Source organism: Jeotgalicoccus saudimassiliensis (assembly GCF_000756715.1).
Lineage (GTDB): Bacteria > Bacillota > Bacilli > Staphylococcales > Salinicoccaceae > Jeotgalicoccus > Jeotgalicoccus saudimassiliensis.
The window spans coordinates 645,463-666,474 of sequence record NZ_CCSE01000001.1 but is presented as its reverse complement, the minus strand read 5'-3'; the positions used below and the strand labels follow the sequence as shown (position 1 = coordinate 666,474).

Sequence of the window (21,012 nt, the reverse complement as noted above, 5' to 3'; positions counted from 1 at the left end):
TATCCACTCTCCTTTAAAGCTCTCTTACCCTTAAATATGCGATACTAATCTTAGGAAACAAAAAAGAACACCGGACCTTCAAAAGCCCGGTGTTCACAGGTATTATCTACTCTTCCTCATTCTTCTGTTCAACCAGTTTCTCTACGTCAGACACAACTTCTGCCTGCGGGAATTTATTATCTCCGGAGTCCACACCGGCGTAATCTTTAATGATTATGCCTTTTTCATCTATAAGATAAAATGCTGTGCCATGTGTGACCTGGTTGCTGCCTTTTGGCGGCGGAGCAACGATTGTTTTAAAGTTGTCTTCTGCAAATCCTCTTATAAAACTGTAATCGTAGCCGGTCAGGAATTGCCAGTCCGTATTTTCGGGAATATCATACCAGCCTGCGTACTCTGTCAGTACTGCCGGTGTATCCACTTCAGGGTCTACCGAGAAACTCATAATACCGTAGTCCTCAATTCCTTTTTCTTCAAGTTCCTGCGCGACGGAAGTCATATTTTGAGACATCGGCGGGCATACAGTTGCACAGTTCGTAAAGATAAAGCTCAACAGCCATACTTTACCTTCCATATCTTCTCTCGTGAACGTTTCGTCATTCTGATTCGTCACTTCGAAGTCCTGTATTTCATCACCGTACCGGCTCATCGGCTCCACTGCGCCTGCACTGCACGCTGTAAGAAACATGAGTGCCGCCAAAACCGCGATTAACCACTTTTTCAAGTGTGTCCCCTCCTACTTTTCATCTTACTTCTAATTTTATCAAATTTGAAAATGACTGTACGCATAAATTATGCCCTTTTTATGACTAAACGTTGACTACAGTGTCACAATCTCGGTCGTACTCCGTTCATTTTCAGGTTTAACATATAAAATATGTTCCATGCGCTCTTTTAATTCCTCGACGTGGGAAATGATTCCGATTGTCTTGCCCGTCGTCTGCAGATCAATCAATGTTGATATTGCCACTTCAAGTGTTTCATGGTCGAGCGTGCCAAATCCTTCATCGATCAGCATCGTATCGAGTGTAATTCCTCCAGACTCCTGCTGCAGCGCTTCGTTTAAAGCCAGCGCAAGTACGAGTGATGCCTGGAACGTTTCCCCGCCGGACAGCGAATTGATATTACGGGCCTGGTTATTGTAGAAATCAAACACTTCAATATCGAGTCCGCTGTAACGGTTCACTTTCTTCATGCTCCGCTGCAGCTTGTAACGGTGATTCGTCATCGCAGTCAGACGGACGTTCGCAAGCTCCAGAATACGCTCGAGATAATACGTCAGAACGTATCGTTCAAGCGACACTTTCTGTCCTTTTTTCCCCTGCACTGCTTCAACGAGCTCGTTCAGTTTACTGAACTCTTCGTACGATGCATTGAACGTATCAATTAATTTCGAAAGATACGCCCTTGAGGAAACGTTCTGGTTCATACGTTCCTTCACGGCAGCATAATATTCGCGTGCAGCCTCGAGCTCAGCTTCTGCTGCCGAAACAGCCGCTTTGTCCTCATCGACAGAAAACTTCTCCACAGATTCGAGTGAACTTTTAAGCTCTTTAATATTGTTAGTAAGAGATAAATTCTCATCATCGTGTGATTTCACCTTATCTTTTTTGGCGCTGATCGACTCGTCGTTAATAATATCGTGGAGAACTGACTCACTCGTAAACTCATTTTTTCTCATAAACGAGTCAATTGCAGTGCTGAACTGGATTTTAGAATCCATTGTCTTATTGTAATCCGCTTCAAGTGACTTCACTTTTGCAGCGCACAGTTCATGCTGTTTCGTTAAATCGGTTACCTTTTCTTTCAGTACATTTAAATTGTTCTGGAACTCTTTTATAAACTCACGCTCATTATTCATATGAACTTTAAAGTCGCTGTAATCGGTAAATCCTGTAACATCTTTAAAGTTCTGCTGTTTATCCGCCAGCCCGGCTGCTGTACTTTTAAGTTCCTGATGTTTCAGCTCGAGTGAATGAACCGTTTCATTTTGTTTAGTCAGTTCGGTATTTAATCGTTCTTTCTCTTCCAGTTCTTTATTTGCTTTCTCCAGCTTTAGAGAAACTGCCGCTTTTTGTTCATTTAACTTTTCAAGTTCTGTTTCGAGCGCGGCAGGGTCCTGCGGCTCTTTATCTTTCAGCAGCTCATCGATTACATCGATGCGTATCACATGTTTCTGGTTTTCCTCTTCATGTTCCGCCAGCTGTTCCTGCAGTGCATTCAGACGGACTCTGTCTTCTTCAGAAAACCCGCCTGATTCCGGCAGTTCGAGGACAGTCTGTTCACAGACCGGGCACGCTGTTCCGAGTTCCAGATGATTGATTAAATGATTCAATGTCTGTACGGTTTCCTCATCGTAATGAGCGAGATTGCTGTTAAAAAGCTTCACTTCTTCTTTAAGACCGGCAATGGTTTCGTTGTTTGCCTGAATCTTGTTTTTAATATCGCTGCGTTCATTAAGCAGTTTCTTATCTGAATGTGCGGCTTCAACGTCGTTCTCAAGATCTTTACACTGATCCCGGAGTTCGCTGTGCTCTTCCTGCAGCTCTGCAGCTTCGCTGCGTGTTGCGGTTAGTTTCCCGAGAGATGCTTTTGTTTCTGTAATCGATTCCTTCAGTTTTTCACCGTCTGCAGATTTCTGTTCCAGTTCTGACGAAAGTGATTCAATATCATCAGTCAGCGTTTCATACTCAGTAGATAAAAATGATTCTCTGCTGTAATACTGCTGCTGCCTCTTGTTCATATCCGGAATGTTTCTCTCTGTTTCTTCCAGTTCAGTCTGACTGTTTTTAAGCTTCTCCGACAGCGACTGTTCCAGTTCCCGCTCTTTAGACAAACTGTTATTAATCTCATCTGCTGAAGCTCCAAGCTCCTTATGACGGAGCAGCTCGTATTTAATCGTCGAGACAGACTCAAATGTTGCAATGTCACTGCGCCATTGTTCAATTGACCCGGCCTGTGCGTTAAGTACACTTTGAGACTCAGTCAGTGCGTTCAATTTATCAACCTGTTCATTATGCTGTGTTTTTTTCTGAAGAACCGACTGCTTTTCCTGATATGCCTCTTTCAGCTTTTTACCTGTTTCTGTCAGTTCCTCAAGTTTCTTTTCATAGCTGAATATGACGCCGTCCGCGTATTCCAGCACGATGTTGTAATTCGGGAATTCCTGCTGTTCTGTAATATCGATATCTTCAGTATGTATGTGCTTAACCCGTTCGTTAATTCTCATATCAAGTTTTGAAGCTTCCGCCGACTGTTCTTTCAGCTTTTCTTTTAAGTTCAGCTCAAAGTTCAGGAAACGTCCTGTCTGGAATAACGTTCTTAGAATTTCCTGCTTATCTGTACTCGATGACACAAGCAGCTCCTTAAACTCACCCTGCGGCAGTATTAAAATTTTTCTGAACTGTGCACGGTTCAGCTTCACGATATCCTCCACCGCATCCCGTACTTCATTCAGCTTGCCTGCGAGAATGTTATTTTCGCTGTCATACAGTACAGCTTTCGGTGGTGTGGCACTCTTATTACCCGGCTTATGGTATTTCAGCGTGCGTTCGACCGTATACTGTTTTCCGCGTACTTCAAACGTCAGTTTAACCTGTGCCTGTTTGTCGGCAGGTGCAAACTGACTGCGGAGCGATTCCTCGTCACGTCCGGTCGTCGAGGCACTGCCGTAAAGCGCATAAACAATCGCATCAAAAATCATCGTCTTGCCGGAACCCGTACGTCCGCTGATCAGAAACAATTTGTTGTTCAGACTGCTGAAATCAATTTCTTCAGTTTCAAACGGTCCGAAATATTCTACTTTTAAATTAATCAGTTTCATTATGTTCACCTGCAAAATATGACTTAAACATCGTCTTATCAAAATCCGTTACATTTCTGTCGAGCGTCGTTTCGATAAACGCCTCATAAATTTCAGCATCGCTGGTCGTCGTCATATCAACAGTCTGAAGATCTGACGATTTATCTTCAATTAAAGGTTTCAGCTCAAGCGTATTCGGATAGATCATTTTAATTTTACTCATCGGTTCTGTCACATAACTCATATTCGCCAGTTCAAACTTAAAGTACGCATCTTTATCTTTAAACGTCACTGTTTCATTGATTACTGCTTCATAATCACCGGTAAATACAACGACATCGTGTTTCGGTTCAAGCGGGATAAACGACACTTTCTTCTCATCGGTATCGATAATTCTGTACCCTTTCGGCTGCTTATGCTCAGAAAATGAATACTTCAACAGCGAACCGCTGTAGAATGCTTTTTCGCTGTTTACCGCAAACGGATGATGCAGATGCCCAAACAGCGAGTAATCAAAGCTGTTGAACGTGTCTTCAGATACCGCTTCACTCAGTCCCATCGACAGCGGACGTTCAGAGTCACTTTCGATACTGTCCGATAAGTATAAATGACCGATCAGAATGTTCGTCTTGTCCTGGTCGAGGTTCTCTTCAATCTTCTCAATAATTTTACCGTAAGCATCCTGATGGGAATGAATTTCATCATCCTGGAAATAATTACGCGCCTCAAGTACTTCGTGATGCGGCAGCAGATAAAAATCCGTATCACCAATTGTGACCGGAATGTGTGCCTCATCAAGCTCCGTATTAATATGAAAATCCGTAGCTTTAAACCACTCGCTGCCGTAGTTCAATCTTTCACGGCTGTCGTGGTTACCGCTGATGACAAGGAGCGGTTTTTGGAGCGTAATATTGATTCTGTAAAGCATCTCATTCGCAAGCTTTAATGCGCGCTGCGACGGATTTGCGCGGTCGAAAATATCTCCGGCAACGACAACGATATCAATGTCATTGGTTTCTATTTCAGTCATTAATTTCTCAAGTATGTATGCCTGATCATCGATTAAATCGAGACCGTTCATTTTGCGGCCGATATGCCAGTCACCTGTATGTAAAATCCGCATAGTAGTCACCTCTTAATGTCATTATACTGATTTTATCATACTTCATAACGTACAAAAGACTCTCACCGGTAAATCTCCGGGAGAGTCTCATTTTTATTTGAGCTGCTGGATTGTAATTATTAAATCATCGAGTTTCGTCTCCATACGGTGGAGCAGGAAAAACGTAATTACCGCCGGAAATCCAACATCGCTCACAAAAGGAATCCAGTCCATATTACTTGAGGACTTCAGTTGATGTGTTGACGATTTTTGCAGAATACAGGGAAACCGGGATACCCTGAGACGGACGGAGAACATTCTCTGCAATCAGGCGCGCTGCTTCAGCTTCCACTTCTGCAGCTGTCAGTCCCTCTTTCGGATTGTTGATTGTCAGTGTATATCTCTTTTCCTGGTTCGTAATAAATACCATTACTAGTTTTTCTTCCATTGGTGTTCCTCCTTTCGGTTACTGGTTTTAATCTTTTAAATTACTTCATTACGACGTGAGTGACTACTTTTTCAACGATAGAGTACGTTTCTCCTGTCAGGTTTTCGTAAATTTCCGCAAGCTTGTTAATGTTGTCATCGCTCGTATTGATCGACAGGCTGTGCAGTGAGCGCTGCTTTGTAACTTCGCGTCCCGCTTCGTTTAATACGAAGTAGTGAAATTTGGCACTTAGTTTTTGTATCATGTTCCCACCCCCTTTCATCCTATATATCGTCACAAATTATTAAATGGACAAATAAGTTTTAAAATATGTATAATATGGGGTAAGTAGAGGTGATTACAGTGTCATTTGATATTTTTATGATTTTAATTGCGATATGGACGTTCATAATGCTCGGTGCGATGACAATCGGGGGCTTTTTTATGTTCAGAAAGTTTCTCCGCCGCATGCCTAAAGGCGACGGCTACTCGGAACTCGACTGGCAGGACTATTACATAGAAAAGGCACTGCCGTTATGGAATAAAGATGCGCGCGAACTGCTGAACGAACTGGTGAGCCCGGTTCCGGAACTGTTCAGAGACGTGGCCAAAGAAAGAATTGCCGGCAGAATTTCCAAAATTGCGCTTGATGAAGGTGTTGAAACGATAGAGCTCGATCAGATAATGAAAGGGTACATTATCGCTACACCGAAAAAAGATCACAGATTCATGAAGAAAAAATTAAATCAGCTTGAGATAGATTACACACCATATTTAGAACTGTTTGAACTTGCAGATGATGAGAAACAGAAATTCTCCATCTTTGAGCAGACGGAAAAAGTAAGCGGCAGACCATCATAGGATGGTTTGCTGTTTTTTTGTGGGGCAGATTGAGGGGAATGTGGTGGTTTGATGGTTGACAACGGGGAACTGCCGTTGTCAACCGGGGCTGCTCGGTTCACAACGGGGAATCACCGTTGTCATTCGGGAGTGGTCGGTTCACAACGGGAAATCGCCGTTGTCATCCGGGGCCGCTCGGTTCACAACGGGGAATCGCCGTTGTCATCCGGGGCCGCTCGGTTCACAACGGGGAATCGCCGTTGTCATCCGGGGGTGATCGGTTCACAACGGGAAATCACCGTTGTCATTCGGGAGTGGTCGGTTCACAACGGGAAATCGCCGTTGTCATCCGGGGACGCTCGGTTCACAACGGGGAATCGCCGTTGTCATCCGGGATTCCCACTCCGCCCCGCCGATCCAGCTCACCCCCCCAACCAACAAAAAAACAGCTCACCGTCACACGACGGCTTGCTGTTTTTTAAATTCATTATGTTTGATCAGCATTGATATACGCCAGATTCCGATCATGACAAAAGCGAGCAGGAAGAACATCCCGCCGATTTCGCCAGGTGTCGTATTCAGCGATAATATATACTTTAATGCGATTCTCGCAAGCAGCAGTCCCATTAATATGATAGGGAATGCTTTAGTCTGTCTGACGTAGAGCTCGGAGTTCTTCACTTCGTATTTCGTCGTAATGATTAATACTATTGAAAATACTGCACCGATCGCAATAGTCTCAGCGATATGAAGCCACGACAGTCTGAAGTACGGGAATATATACATCAGCGCTCCCGTTGACATCATCACCGGCGGGATAATTATTTTCTTTAATGTCAGCGGCGATTTACTCGCATGTTTGCGGACAAAAATTACGATAATCCCCATTATAACTGCGCCGATTGATGCTATCAGGAAAAGCAGTTCTTCGATTGATTCAAGAAATTCAATCATATTAGAATCCCTGGAAGTCTCCGAAGAGTGGCTGAAGCCAGATAATAATCTGTGTCAAGCCGTCGAAGTATAACAATATTCCCATCAGTATCATGATAATGCCGCCGGTCTTCATAAGAATATTTGAGTATTTAAGCATCCAGCGTGTTTTCGATACGAAGAAACTTAATACGAAGAATGGAATACCAAATCCGATACAGTATACAACCATCAGCATTAACGCGTTGCTCGGTTCTGACGCACTCATTGCAAAAATCGCACCGATAATCGGTCCGTTGCACGGTGTCCAGCCTGCTGCGAATGCCATACCGATTAAAATCGAGCCGAAGAAACCGGATGGTCTGTTTTTAAATTCAACTTTATGGTTTTTCATCAGAAAATCAAATTTCAGGACGCCTGTAATAACAAGTCCAAAAATAACGATTAAGATTGCACCGATCTGACGGATCAGGTTACCGTACTCAATCAGATAGCCTCCGAAAAACGACGTTCCAAAGCCGAGAGCAATATATATAATGCTGAATCCTATTAAGAAAAACAATGTATGTAAAATGGCGCGGCCATTAAAATTCTGTTTTTCAACCTCGTTGTAGCTCATCCCGGTAATATACGATACGAATGCAGGGAAAACCGGCAGAACACAAGGGGACACAAAACTCAGCACACCTGCTCCGAAGGCGAGGAGAAATGTTACTTCTGATCCCATTAAAATAACCCCCATTCAGACTCAGTATATCAAATCTGACTGGGGGTATGAATATATTAAGTGCTTTAAATATGACAAATTATTGTTTACTGTTCTGCAATCGGTACATTTTATAGTAAATTCCCTTTAATTGTACCAATTCGTCATGCGTGCCTCTCTCAACGATCTCGCCTTTATTCAGAACGAGAATTTCATCAGCGTCCTGAATCGTCGACAGACGGTGCGCTATAGCGAGTGTCGTTCGGCCGCTTCGCATTTTCATCAGCGATTCCTGAATTTTTTCTTCCGTCGATGAATCGATGTTTGCCGTCGCCTCATCGAGTATCAGTATTTTCGGATTTGTCGCCATCGTTCTCGCAAATGCGAGCAGCTGGCGTTCCCCGCTTGAGAAATCCGCACCCTTCTCCACGACTTTCTGCTCGAACTGATGGGGCAGCTTATTAATGAAACTGTCGGCACCGACAAACTCCGCCGCATTTTCCACCATTTCAAAAGTCATCGCACTGTGATACAGCTTAATGTTCGACGTTAAAGTACCGTAGAAGATAAATGGATCCTGCAGCACGAGACCGATATTCCGCTTCATTTCTTCTTTCGGCAGTTCTTTAATCGAATGCCCGTCGATTAAAATTTCACCGTGTTCGTATTCGTAAAACCGCATCATCAGATTAATGATGGAACTCTTACCGGATCCCGTGTGGCCGACAAGTGCGGTCGTCGTACCCGGCGGCACTTCAAAGCTGATGTTTTTTAATACATCGACGTTGCCGTCATAACTGAATGTCACATTTTTAAATTCGACCCGGCCGCCGGTAATTTTAGCAGCGGCCTTATCCTGCTGGACCGGCTCAAGTCTCTTATCATCAAGCAGCGTAAATACTCTGCTCGCTGCAACAAGTGCCTGCTGGAAAATATTCAAATTCTGACTGACCTGGTTAATCGGTTCAAAAAAGCGCTCCATATACTGTATGAATGCAAAAATAACACCTGCTGTTACGCTCGTTTCAAAGCTTAAAAATCCGAAATAGGTCAGAATGACAATGATCGACAGAATGTAAATCATGTCGATGGCCGGTCTTAATAGCAGACCATCGAGTTTTATCGTGCGGAGATTGTACTGATAATGCTCTTCGTTAATTAATTCGAATTCACGCTGGAGTCTCTTTTCCTGATTGAATACCTGAATGATTTTCATCCCTTCGATCGACTCTGCAAGTTTTGCGTTCATATCACTTAACAGCCCACGTGCATGCGAAAAGTAACGGGCGGAATATTTACGGTAAACGAGCAGAATGGTTACGATGACCGGCATAAATAACAGCGCGATAAACGCCAGCTTGACGTCGAGTATGAACATCATCACGAAGCTCGATACGACCATAAACAGTGCCATCAGGAATGTTCCAAGCACCGATGTAAACATATCGACAATTGCCTGAGTATCATTCGTGAGACGTGATACGACACTGCCGGACGGCACTTTATCGAAATACGTCATGCCGAGGCTGCCGATTTTACGAAAAGCATCGATACGAAGCTCTTGAATGACTTTAAACGCCAGTCGCTGAAGCAGGTAAATCTGCCAGTATGTCGTCACAACCGCAAGCACGTTTACGGTAATGAATGCGATAATCAGCCACATAATTTCCTCTTCCGGGAATACGGATGGCGTTAAATATTCGTCGATAAAAATCATGACGAGGTACGGTGTCATGACACCCATTACCGTTGAAATAATCAGCATACTGAATGCGAGGATGATCAGGCCTTTAAACGGCAATGTGTACTTTAAAAGGCGGACGAGTACACGGAGCTGATCTTTCAGCGTTAAGTTAATAACATCTGTCGTCATGACCCGTCACCCCCTTCCAGCGTTTCATCCAGTTCTTTTGTTAAGTTCTGACGCAGCGACTGTGCTTTATACGTTTCGTAATACCATCCGCGCGCCTTCGTCAGAGATTCATGCGTGCCTCGCTCAACGATGCGGCCGTCTTCCATAACGAGTATTAAATCTGCATTTCTTACTGCACTCATTCTGTGTGCTGTAATAACATTCGTTTTGCCCGCCCGGTTTTCTTCGATGTTCCTTAAAATTGCCGTCTCCGTTTCCGCATCAACCGCCGACAGGGAATCATCGAGAATCAAAATATCAGGGTCTGAAATTAAAGCGCGTGCAATGGAAATACGCTGTTTCTGTCCGCCTGATAATGATACACCGCGTTCCCCGACGACCGTATCGTAACCTTCCGGGAAACCTTCAATATCGTTGTGAATATAACTCAAATCAGCTGCCCGGTGAATTGCCGCGGTACCGATCTCCGGGTTCGTAAATGCGATATTGTTTCTGATTGTCGTTGAAAACAGGAAATTATCCTGCGGCACATAACCGAACAGCGCCCGCAGCTTTTTAATATCGTACTGTTTAATATCAAGTCCGTTTATCTCTACAGCGTTATTGCCTGCTGTATCAAACTCACGGAGCAGCAGTCTGATAATTGAGCTTTTCCCCGAACCCGTGCGCCCGACAATCCCGAGTGTCTGTCCTTCTTTTAAAGTAAAATGAAGATCTCGAAGCGACACATCATCCTCTCCCGGGAAAGTGAATTCATCCACGTTAAATGTAATGTCACCGGACGGCACATCGTCTGTTGCCGCTGTATTGCCGATATCGCTTACTGTGTTCATGATTTCTTCGATACGGTCGTAAGAGGCTTTCCCCCGCTCGATTAAGTTAAAGAACCAGCCGAGTGCAAGGAGCGGCCACACCATCATGCCGAGATATGTCGTGAATGTCACCAGCTGTCCAAGCGTAATCTCGTCAGCAACAACCATTCGTGCCCCGAAAAATATTGACAGGAAGTAGCTGATGGCAATAATCGCTGTAATCGTAGGATCAAACAGCGCATCAATTTTTGCCACTTTTAAGTTTTTATGAACGACATCATCGGATAAATTTGTGAAGTCTTTTAAATCTTCTTCTTCGTAGCCGAATGTTTTTGTTACTTTGATACCCGCAATGGATTCCTGGGTTTTATCGTTTAAAGAGCTGAAAGCAGCCTGCGCCACACGGAACAGACGGCTTAGTATCGATCCGTACCAGCTCGTTAAAATAACCATAAACGGCAAAGGAATCATCGCGATCAGCGTCAGTTTCGGGCTGACTGTCAGTGCCATCGTCACGAGCACCGCACCGCCGGTAATAACAGAGTCTGCAATGGTCAGAATACCTGCACCGGCGGTCATCTGAACCGCGTTAATATCGTTTGTCGCGTGTGCCATTAAATCACCGGTACGGCGCCTGCCGAAAAATGCCGGAGACATCGATGAATATTTTTTAAAGAGCTGTTCACGGAGTTTCCGGCCCAGTCTGTTCGACGCACCAAAAATCATAATACGCCATAAAAACCTGAATATGTACGTTAATATCGCTGTAAATAAAAGCAGTACACCAAATAGCACCAGGGCATTTGATGTTAAGGTTTCCGTCGTAATCCTGTCTATGACCCGGCCGATGACCTGCGGCGGCACGAGTTCCAAAAGAGCGACGAGGACCAGCATGAGCAGTCCTGTAATATAACTTTTCTTTTCGAGTTTAAAAAACCATCCCAAATTTTTAAACACCCGCATGCGAAAACTCCCCCTTGTTTCGACACCTCTGTTTCACTTTGAATTTTACCATATATTTCGGAAATTGAAATAATTCCTAAGGATGAAAAAAAGCCGCAAATAATTTGCGGCTCTAACACTTTTAATATGAGAGGTTTGTTCCCGGACCTACCGGAATACCGAGCATCATCCAGATGACGAACATAATCATCCATGCAATGATGAAAATGACTGAATACGGCAGCATTAAGGAAATCACCGTACCGATACCATTTTCTTTTCCGTAGCGCTGCGCAAAAGCAACAACGAGCGGGAAGAACGGCATAAGCGGTGAAATGATATTCGTTGAAGAGTCACCGATACGGTATGCGATCTGTGTGACCTCAGGTGCAATGCCGAGCTGCATAAACATCGGTACGAAGATCGGCGCCATAATTGCCCACTTCGCAGAGTCAGCAGCAATTGCCAGGTTAATCAGCGTAGTAATCAGTATGAACACTATCAGCACAGGTATCGAACCGATATTTAAGTTTTCGAGCAGGCTCGCACCGTTAACCGCAATAATCGTACCTAAATTGGAATAGTTAAACAGTGCAACGAACTGTGCTGCAAAGAAAATCAGCACGATAAACCCTGCCATTGTCGCAAGCGACGAGTCCATTAACTTCACTGCATCCTTATCATTTTTTATCGTCTTATTCACTGCACCGTACACTAGTCCCGGGACCAGGAAGACGAGCATCATAATAAAGATAATACTCGAAATAAACGGGGAACCGATAATTCCGCCGTCTTCACCGCGTAACGGAGAACCCGGGAATACGACTAAACTTAAAATCGCAAGCACTGTGACAAGTACAGAAATATTCGCCCAGCGTAAAGCGCGTTTTTCCTGTTTGTTTAAATCTTTGTTGTCACTGATTTCTTCTGAGTCAAAATCAAATTTCTTCAGTCTCGGTTCAACAATCTTATCCGTAATTAAAGTACCGAGGATAACGATCAGGAACGTTGATACGAGCATAAAGAACCAGTTATCTGTTGCCTGCACAATATACGTTGCATCGAGAATACCGGCTGCCTCAGTCGTAATACCGGACAGGAGCGGATCATTTGTTCCAATCAGCAGGTTCGCAGAGTAGCCTCCCGCAACACCGGCAAATGCCGCTGCCAGACCTGCGAGCGGATGACGCCGGAATCCCAAGAAGATAATTGCACCAAGCGGCACGAGTACAACGTAACCGACACTGGCCGCAACGTTTGACATGACGCCCATAAATACAACGATTGGTGTCACGAATTTACGCGGAGCTTTCGTCACGACATTTGTCATTAATGCACTGATGTATCCGCTCTTTTCAGCGACACCGACACCGATCATCGCAACTAATACGGGACCAAGTGCCACGAACGTCGTAAAGTTCTGAACCACACTCGTAAAAATAAATCTGATACCGTCTCCGGTCATCAGACTGATGGCGTGTACTGTTAATTCTTCGCGTTCTCCCGATTCGGGATTAATTCCTACGTAGCTGACGTTGACACCGAGCGTGTATAAAACGTGAGAAATAAAAATGACCAGCAATGTAAAAATTAAAAATATCGTTACCGGATGCGGCAGCTTATTACCGGTAAGCTCTATCCAGTCGAGAACTGAACGCTTCTCTTTTAAATTCTTATTCATAGTAATCTCCTCTAATTTAATAATCGCTGTTCATTATACTACCCCGTATTACTTTTTACTAGCTGATAAGTTTCAGAAACTCTGTGAATACGTTTTCTTATCATGCACTTTAAACATGAACATAACAAAACACCCGGACAGGGAGTTAATCCTGTCCGGGCGCTTACTTTTATCTTATTCTTCACTGCTGAATGTCGCATTTTCAAGTCTGATGTTTCCTACAGGGTCAAGACCGATATTGCTGACACCTTCTGTATTCACACCAAGCAGGAAGCTCGTATGGTTCAGATAGACTGCCGGCGATTCGTCAATGAGAATCTGCTGTGCTTCGCTGTACGCTTCCTGGCGTCCGGCTTCGTCCGGATTTGTACGGCCTTCATCAAGTAATGCATCGACTTCTTCGTTCTTATAGAATGAACGGTTGCCCGGTGCACCGAAGTTCTTCGAGTGGAATAATGCATACAGACCGTAGTCCGCATCAGCTGTTACAGTTGTCCATCCAAGGATAAACATATCGTGTTCGCCGTTTGCTGTCTGATCGAGGAATGCACCCCACTCAGACTGCTTGATTTCCACTGTAATGCCAATTTCACTTAATGCGTTTTGGATATAAACTGCTGAATCCACGATTGCCGCGTCGTCATTCACCCATAATGTTGTAGTGAAGCCGTCCGGCTGGCTTGATTCACTTAAGAGTTCTTTCGCGCGCTCAACGTCAACGTCGATACTGTCAAGTTCCTCATCATAACCCCAGACATTCGGAGCAAGCGGACTTTGTGCTGTAATACCGTAACCGTCATACACACCGTTAATAATTTCATCACGGTCAACTGCGTGTGCAATTGCCTGGCGTACCAGCGGATCATCAAACGGTTCTTTCTCTACGTTAAATCCTAAATAGTTCATTCTTACCGATTCACTTTCGATCAGTTCTGTTGCATCACCGCTTTGGATACGTTCGGCACTTGCTGTATCGATTTCGTTTGCAATATCAATACCGCCTGTATCAAGTTCAGCTAAGCGGGCCTGTGTTTCAGGAATTACTCTGAAAATAACTTCATCAAATTCACGCTCTCCGTTTTGGAAATCTTCGAATTTTTTCAGTGTTACCGAGTCACCCGGAGAACGGTCAGCCAGCTGCAGGTGGTTCGTCCCGTCTGTTTCAGCACCTGTTACAGTACCGATGTGCTCGCTGATTTCATCAGCAACAGCCTGAAACTCATCTCCGCCTGCTTCACGCAGTTCGTAGTACTCTTCCAGAGTTACATCACTGCCCGCTTCATCCAGTGCAGCCTGGTAGTCTTTGTCGATTAAATCCTTACTCATAATTCCGCCTGCGTTATGTGAAAGGTGTGCAGGTAATGGAGCGAAGGCATATTCTGTATGTAAATTAACTTCGTAATCTCCAACAATTTCAACTTCTTCAATCATTTCGTAAAGAAACGCAACCTGTGATGCAACTGCCGGGTCATTTACGCGGTCGAGTGTTGCCTTCACGTCTTCAGCAGTAAATTCCTGACCGCTGTGGAACGTTGTACCTTCACGTAATTTGAAATTCCATACTGTATCTCCTGTTGCTTCCCATTCAGTTGCAAGTCCCGGTGTTAATTCGAGTGCTTCATCCTGGAAAATTAAAGATTCATAAATATTACGTCTGATCTGTGCACTTGCCGAGTCGTTAGAACCGTGCGGATCGACACTTACCATGTCTTCAGACATCCCGATATTAATCGTTCCGCCTTCGGCACTTTCTCCCCCGCCTGCAGCTTCGTCTACATTTTCATCACTGGAACATGCAGCGAGTACCAGTGCCACAGTCAGTAAAAGAAAATACTTAAATCCTCTTTTTACCATTTTTGTTAACCCCCAAAATATTTTGATAATTTGAATTATATAGAAAATGGTGAATTTATGCAATATGATATTTCGATTTCGTATAATGATAAAAGCAATAAACAAGAATATGCATAAAAATACCCTTTAGCCGCAGCTGCAGCCAAAGGGAGTTTCCAGTTATTTAAATCTGACCTGATCGAGATGTATTCTTCCTGTCGGATCGATTTCTACATCAGAAAGTGTAGCATCATTATAACCCGCTGCATATTGTGAATGATTTAAAAATGCTGACGGTGCTTCTTCTGCAAGTATTTCTTCTGCTTTTGTATAGATTTCCTGTCGTTTTGTTTCATCCGTTTCAGCACGTCCGGCATCTAACAGTTCATCAATCTCCGGGTTATCGTAGAATACACGGTTACCTGCCGCTCCGTGATTTTTAGAATGAAACAGTGCATAAAGCCCGTAGTCAGCATCTGCTGTTACTGTCGTCCAACCGAGCATGAACATATCGTGGCTGCCGTTTTCAAGCGTATCGTAGTATGCGCCTAAATCAAACTGTTCTATTTCAGCCGTTATGTTCAGTTTCGCCAGCTCATTTTGAATGTATACCGCCGTATCGATTACCTGTTGATCATCATAAACCCACAATGTCGTATCAAATCCGTCGGCAACTTCTGTTTCCGATAAAAGTTCTTTCGCCTTGTCGATATCATAGTTCTGTCCTTCAAGTTCTTCTGAATAACCCCACACATCCGGAGCTAAAGGTCCTTTAGCTGTAATACCCATTCCGTCATATACACCTTCGACAATCTCTTCACGGTTAATTGCATACGAAATTGCCTGTCTGACTTTAATATCATCAAACGGTTCCTTATTCACATTAAATCCTAAGTATGCCATACGCACAGAATCTTTTACTGCCATTGCAGTATCCGGCCCGTTTTCAATACGCTCGACACTCGAAGAATCAATATCTGCTGCGATTTGTACACCGCCTGTTTCCAATTCTGCAATTCGTGCACTCGTTTCCGGGATGACACTGAATGTCACCTCTTCAAAATAGCGGTCGCCGCCGGTAAAGTCTTCAAATTTCTCCAGTGTAACGGATTCACCCGGTGAGCGTGAAACAAATTTCAAATGATTAGTACCGTTCGGCTCATTGCCGATTACAGAAGCAAGATGTTCACCGATGTTGTCTTTTACTGCATCGTACGCTTCACCGCCCGTATCCCGCAGTTCATAATACTCTTCTACTGTGATATCACTGCCTGCTGCTTCAAGCGCCGCTTCATAGTCACTGTCTATTAATTCTTTCGGCATGATACCTGCAGTACTGTGTGCCAGATGGCTTGCGAGCGGTGCAAATGGAATTGATGTGTGAATGTTAATCTCATAATCACTGACCACTTCAATATCTTCGATCATGTCGTATAAAAATAACACTGGTGAACCAAGCGCTTCATCTCTCACACGGTCAAATGTCGCTGCCACATCTTCCGCCGTGAAATCTTCACCGTTGTGGAAAGTCGTGTCTTCACGCAGTTTAAAGTTCCACGTTGTTTCATCAATTTGTTCATATGCAGTCGCAAGTCCCGGCTGAAGTTCCATATTTACATCCTGATTTAACAGTCTCTCATAAATGTTAGATCTGACCTGACTGGAATGCGCATCATTCGAACCGTGTAAATCCAGTGATACAACATCCGACAGCATCCCAACAGTAATGTCACCGGTTTTCTCACTGTCTGAACCGGATTGTTCCTCAACTTCCACGTTGTCATTACTTGAACATCCCGCAATGATAAATAATAGCGCAATCATTAATACAGATATAAATTTTTTATTCAATAGAATGCCTCTCCTTTGATGTCCGTTAATTAAAAAGGGCCTTTAACCGAAAATCAATTAAAGGACCTTTTTATTGTTAATCATTATTTAAAGCTTACATCTTTAAAGTGCAGTCCGCCTGCCGGATCCACTTCAATACCGCTTACTTCAGATTCGTTATAACCTGCAGCAAACTGTGCGTGGAACAAATATGCTGACGGCGAGTCTTCTACGAGAATGTTTTCAATGTCAGTGTAAATCTGCTGACGTGCCTCTTCGTCTACTTCTGCACGTCCTGCATCTAACAGTTCATCCACTTCAGGGTTGTCGTAGAACACACGGTTACCCGCTGCACCCTGGTTTTTAGAATGGAACAGTGCATACAGACCATAGTCCGCATCACCTGTTACAGTTGTCCATCCGAGGATAAACATTTCGTGGTTACCCTGTGCCAGTGTTTCCAGGTACGCACCCCACTCGAACTGTTCAATTTCAACGTTGATGTTCAGTTCTTTCAGTTCGCTTTGGATATATACTGCAGTATCGATAATCTGCTGATCATCGTTTACCCAGATCGTTGTATCAAAGCCGTCTGCCACATCTGTTTCAGCCAAAATCTCTTTCGCTTTTTCAATGTCGTATGCCTGTCCTTCAAGTTCTTCAGAGTAACCCCAAACATCCGGAGCTAAAGGTCCTTTAGCCGGCTTGCCCATGTCATCGTATACTCCTGCTACGATTTCTTCCCGGTCGATTGCATAAGAGATTGCCTGACGCACTTTCTCGTCATTGAACGGCTCTTTGTTAATGTTGAAGCCGAGGTATGACATACGTACAGAGTCTGCTGTAGTTACCGCAGTATCCGCCCCGTTTTTAACACGTTCCATGTTTGCTGAATCCACATCAGTTGCAACCTGGATTCCGCCAGTTTCCAGTTCAGCCATACGTGCTCCGTTTTCAGGAATAACTTTGAACGTGACGTTTTCAAAGTAGCGGTCGCCGCCCTGGAAGTCTTCAAATTTCTCAAGCACTACCGAGTCTCCTGCACTGCGGGAAACAAATTTAAGGTGATTCGTTCCGTTTGGCTCATTTGCCACAACAGTACCAAGGTGCTCACTGATTGCCTCTTTGACTGTATCGTACTCATCGCCGCCTGATTCACGCAGTTCGTAATACTCTTCAAGAGTCACGTCACTGCCTGCTGCATCCAGTGCTGCCTGGTAGTCTGCGTCAATTGTCGCTTTTGAAATAATTCCACCTGTGTTGTGGGCAAGGTGACTTGCCAGCGGTGCAAATGGAATAGATGTATGAATATTAATTTCGTAATCACTTACAACTTCAATTTCCTCGATCATTTCGAACAGGAACAGCACCGGTGAAGCCATTGCTTCATCCTGTACTCGGTCAAAAGTTGCAACGACATCTTCTGCGGTGAAATCTTCACCGTTGTGGAAAGTCGTGCCTTCACGAAGTTTAAAATTCCATGTTGTTTCATCAACTTGTTCGTATTCTGTTGCAAGTCCCGGCGATAGTGACATATCCACGTCCTGGAATACTAACGTTTCATATATGTTCGCTCTTACCTGGCGTGATGCTGAGTCGTTTGATCCGTGAGGATCTGTCGTCACCATTTCAGCCATTGTTCCAATTGTTAAATCCCCTGTTTTTTCACTGTCGGCAGCAGCCTCGCCGCCCGCTTCTTCATCGACGTTCTCATCACTTGAACATGCTGCCATGACAAATAAGAAAGCGATTACAAGAAACGCTAAAAATTTTCTGTTTTTCATTGGTGTTATACCCCTTTCGTTTGATAAATGTATTATATCCATGCCGATAACAAAATTGCAATAATTTTCTAAAATTTAAATATATATAAAAAACACGCACTTATAAAAAGTGCGTGTCCTGTAAAGTTCTTACTTCTTCTTCTCTTTTTTAGCTTGTTCTGATGATTTATTCATCATACTCAGCATCTGATTAATTTTCTTCTGCGATGGCTTCTGACCCATCTGCATCATCATAATTCTGAGCATGTCTTCATTAATAGGAGGGTTCTTCTCCAAGTAATCCATCATGTATTTTCTAGAGATCCAAAATCCTAATGCGAAACCACCAATAAGGGCTACGATTACAATTAGTATCCATATCCAAGTCGCCAAAAATGCTCACCTCTTTTCCGTGTAAACCACTATTTAGTTTACATTAACGGACATTTAAATTCAATGCTTATTTATTGCGTACAATGTTTGCAAGATTTTCAACAGTAAAGCCGTAACGTTCAACAACTTCCCCGCCCGGTGCACTTGCTCCGAATGTGTCAATTGTTAAAAGTTTGCCTTTGATTCCGACAAATCTGTGCCAGCCGAGGCTTGCAGCCATTTCAACCGCTGTACGGTTTTCAATGTCAGTATTTAATACCGATTCGATATACTCTTCATCCTGGTTAAGGAATGCCTGTACGTTAGGAATCGATGCAACTTTAATGTTCACGCCGTCTTCAGCTAATTTGTGTGCTGTTTCGACAGCAAGTGATACTTCACTTCCCGTTGCGAATACGATAGCGTCGTCTCCGCCGTCGTAAGCAAGGTATCCGCCGCGGCGAACGCCCTCTTCAAGTTTATCCTGTTCCACATCCAGTACAGTCAGATCCTGACGAGTCAGAACTAATGCAGTCGGAGTATCTTCAGATTCCATTGCCACTTTCCATGCCGCACGTGTTTCGTTGCCGTCTGCCGGACGAATAACGTTCAGGTTCGGAATCGCACGGAGTCCTGCAAGCTGTTCAACCGGCTCATGAGTCGGCCCGTCTTCGCCAACTGCGATTGAGTCGTGTGTAAAGACATATGTTACAGGTAATTTCATCAGCGCGCTCAGGCGTACTGCAGGCTTCAGATAGTCACTGAAGACAAAGAAAGTTCCGGCATATGGATAAAGACCGCCATGTGCGGCCATACCGTTAATTGCCGCTGCCATCGCGAATTCTCTTACACCGAACCAGATGTTGCGTCCGCCGTAGTTATCTTTCGCGTAGTCGGATTCATCTTTAACGTTTGTTTTGTTACTTCCGGCAAGGTCAGCAGCACCGCCGAAGAATGTAGGAATTGATTTCGATAATTCCTGAATCATGTCTCCTGAGTTACCACGTGTTGCTTTTTTGCTTCCTGCTTCGTATACAGGCAGATCTTTTGCGTAATTTTCAGTAAGCTCACGTGTTACAGCAGCGTTGAAGTCGCTGTATTTTGCTTCATCTGCAGCTTTGTATGATTCCAGCATTTCATTCCATGCAGTTTCAGCATCTTCACCGCGTGCAGTTAACGTTTCTTTAAAGCGTGTGTATACTGATTCATCTACATCGAAAGTTTTCGAATGGTCAAGGCCGTATGCTTCATAAGCACCCTGACGTTCTTCTGCACCAAGCGGTGCGCCGTGTGAATCTGACTTACCTGATTTTGTAGGTGCGCCGTACCCGATAACAGTTTTAACTTCGATCAGTGTCGGCTTGTCGCTTTGTTTAGCATCTTCAATTGCTTTGTCAATTGCATCAAGGTCGTTGCCGTCCTCTACGCGCAGATAGTGCCAGTTGTATGCTTTGAAACGTCCTGCAACATCTTCAGAGAAACTCTTATCAAGATCCCCGTCGAGTGAAATATCATTTGAATCGTAAAGGACGATTAATTTATTCAGACCCAGGTGTCCTGCAAGTGACGCAGCTTCATGGGAAATACCTTCCATAAGGTCGCCGTCTGATGCAAGTACATAAGTATAATGGTCAACGACTTTGTGCTCGTCTGTATTAAATACAGAGTTCAGATGTGTTTCAGCCATCGCCATCCCGACGCTCATTGCGAAGCCCTGTCCAAGCGGACCTGTTGTAACTTCTACGCCGTCTGTATGTTTAAACTCAGGATGTCCCGGAGTTTTTGATTCGTACTGTCTGAATTCTTTTAAGTCATCCATTTCTAAAATACCTGAAAGATGTAACAGGCTGTAAATTAACATAGAACCGTGTCCTGCACTCAGTACAAAACGGTCTCTGTTAAACCAGTTAACATTATTCGGGTTAAAGTTTAAATGTTTCTGCCATAATACGTACGCCATTGGTGCAGCGCCCATAGGCAGTCCCGGGTGACCCGAGTTTGCTTTCTCAATTGCATCAATACTTAAAGAACGGATCGTATTGACCGCTAATAAGTCAGTTTTATCAAATGACATTTACTCTCGACTCCTTTAAATT

Annotated in this window: 17 protein-coding genes; 1 reads left to right on the top strand and 16 read right to left on the bottom strand. The window is 44.0% G+C overall.

Annotated elements, in window-relative coordinates; all coding sequences use genetic code 11:
* Positions 1-106: 106 nt before the first annotated feature.
* The 6 genes from RZ44_RS03165 to RZ44_RS03145 form a co-directional block, all read right to left on the bottom strand.
* Complete coding sequence (locus RZ44_RS03165) at positions 107-724, bottom strand: SCO family protein (protein ID WP_035808403.1); 618 nt, start codon at positions 722-724, stop codon at positions 107-109.
* 96 nt (positions 725-820) lie between these two features.
* Positions 821-3,823 carry an AAA family ATPase gene (locus tag RZ44_RS03160; RefSeq protein ID WP_035808401.1) on the bottom strand — a complete coding sequence of 1,001 codons (3,003 nt, stop codon included), beginning with the start codon at positions 3,821-3,823 and terminating at the stop codon, positions 821-823.
* On the bottom strand, positions 3,810-4,925 hold the full coding sequence (locus RZ44_RS03155; protein ID WP_035808399.1) for an exonuclease SbcCD subunit D: 1,116 nt from the start codon (positions 4,923-4,925) through the stop codon (positions 3,810-3,812). Before RZ44_RS03155 ends, RZ44_RS03160 begins: the two co-directional genes overlap by 14 nt.
* Before the next feature lie 93 nt (positions 4,926-5,018).
* Entirely contained in the window at positions 5,019-5,138 is a 120-nt protein-coding gene (locus tag RZ44_RS11120; protein WP_074431610.1) for a YvrJ family protein, read from the bottom strand.
* A 1-nt stretch (position 5,139) separates the two neighbouring features.
* Positions 5,140-5,352, bottom strand: a complete 213-nt coding sequence (locus RZ44_RS03150) for a DUF2922 domain-containing protein (RefSeq protein WP_035808397.1) — start codon at positions 5,350-5,352, stop codon at positions 5,140-5,142.
* A gap of 40 nt (positions 5,353-5,392) precedes the next feature.
* Positions 5,393-5,596 (bottom strand): DUF1659 domain-containing protein, encoded by a 204-nt coding sequence (locus tag RZ44_RS03145; RefSeq protein WP_035808395.1) that lies wholly within the window; start codon positions 5,594-5,596, stop codon positions 5,393-5,395.
* Positions 5,597-5,712: 116 nt separating this feature from the next.
* On the opposite strand from RZ44_RS03145, the gene RZ44_RS03140 reads away from it, so the two are divergent.
* On the top strand, positions 5,713-6,192 hold the full coding sequence (locus RZ44_RS03140; RefSeq protein ID WP_035811507.1) for a DUF2621 family protein: 480 nt from the start codon (positions 5,713-5,715) through the stop codon (positions 6,190-6,192).
* A gap of 435 nt (positions 6,193-6,627) precedes the next feature.
* On the opposite strand, the gene RZ44_RS03135 is transcribed toward RZ44_RS03140, so the two are convergent.
* The 10 genes from RZ44_RS03135 to tkt form a co-directional block, all read right to left on the bottom strand.
* A complete protein-coding gene (locus RZ44_RS03135) occupies positions 6,628-7,125 on the bottom strand; it encodes a CcdC family protein (RefSeq protein ID WP_035808393.1) in 498 nt (165 codons plus the stop codon).
* Between the two features lies 1 nt (position 7,126).
* Entirely contained in the window at positions 7,127-7,831 is a 705-nt protein-coding gene (locus tag RZ44_RS03130) for a cytochrome c biogenesis CcdA family protein (protein WP_035808391.1), read from the bottom strand.
* 79 nt (positions 7,832-7,910) lie between these two features.
* Positions 7,911-9,683: an ABC transporter ATP-binding protein gene (locus RZ44_RS03125; RefSeq protein ID WP_035808389.1), complete on the bottom strand. Its 1,773-nt coding sequence runs from the start codon at positions 9,681-9,683 to the stop codon at positions 7,911-7,913.
* Complete coding sequence (locus RZ44_RS03120; protein WP_035808386.1) at positions 9,680-11,458, bottom strand: ABC transporter ATP-binding protein; 1,779 nt, start codon at positions 11,456-11,458, stop codon at positions 9,680-9,682. The genes RZ44_RS03125 and RZ44_RS03120 overlap by 4 nt, the downstream gene beginning before the upstream one ends.
* 121 nt (positions 11,459-11,579) lie before the next feature.
* A complete protein-coding gene (locus RZ44_RS03115; protein ID WP_035808383.1) occupies positions 11,580-13,118 on the bottom strand; it encodes an AbgT family transporter in 1,539 nt (512 codons plus the stop codon).
* A gap of 174 nt (positions 13,119-13,292) precedes the next feature.
* On the bottom strand, positions 13,293-14,972 hold the full coding sequence (locus RZ44_RS03110; RefSeq protein ID WP_035808380.1) for a glutathione ABC transporter substrate-binding protein: 1,680 nt from the start codon (positions 14,970-14,972) through the stop codon (positions 13,293-13,295).
* A gap of 159 nt (positions 14,973-15,131) precedes the next feature.
* On the bottom strand, positions 15,132-16,802 hold the full coding sequence (locus RZ44_RS03105; RefSeq protein WP_231856245.1) for a glutathione ABC transporter substrate-binding protein: 1,671 nt from the start codon (positions 16,800-16,802) through the stop codon (positions 15,132-15,134).
* 83 nt (positions 16,803-16,885) lie between these two features.
* The gene (locus RZ44_RS03100; protein ID WP_035808377.1) at positions 16,886-18,565 is read right to left on the bottom strand and encodes a glutathione ABC transporter substrate-binding protein; all 1,680 of its coding nucleotides are present in this window, start codon (positions 18,563-18,565) and stop codon (positions 16,886-16,888) included.
* A gap of 129 nt (positions 18,566-18,694) precedes the next feature.
* The gene (locus RZ44_RS03095) at positions 18,695-18,937 is read right to left on the bottom strand and encodes a YneF family protein (protein ID WP_035808374.1); all 243 of its coding nucleotides are present in this window, start codon (positions 18,935-18,937) and stop codon (positions 18,695-18,697) included.
* A 67-nt stretch (positions 18,938-19,004) separates the two neighbouring features.
* Positions 19,005-20,990: a transketolase gene (gene tkt / locus RZ44_RS03090; protein WP_035808371.1), complete on the bottom strand. Its 1,986-nt coding sequence runs from the start codon at positions 20,988-20,990 to the stop codon at positions 19,005-19,007.
* Positions 20,991-21,012: the final 22 nt, after the last annotated feature.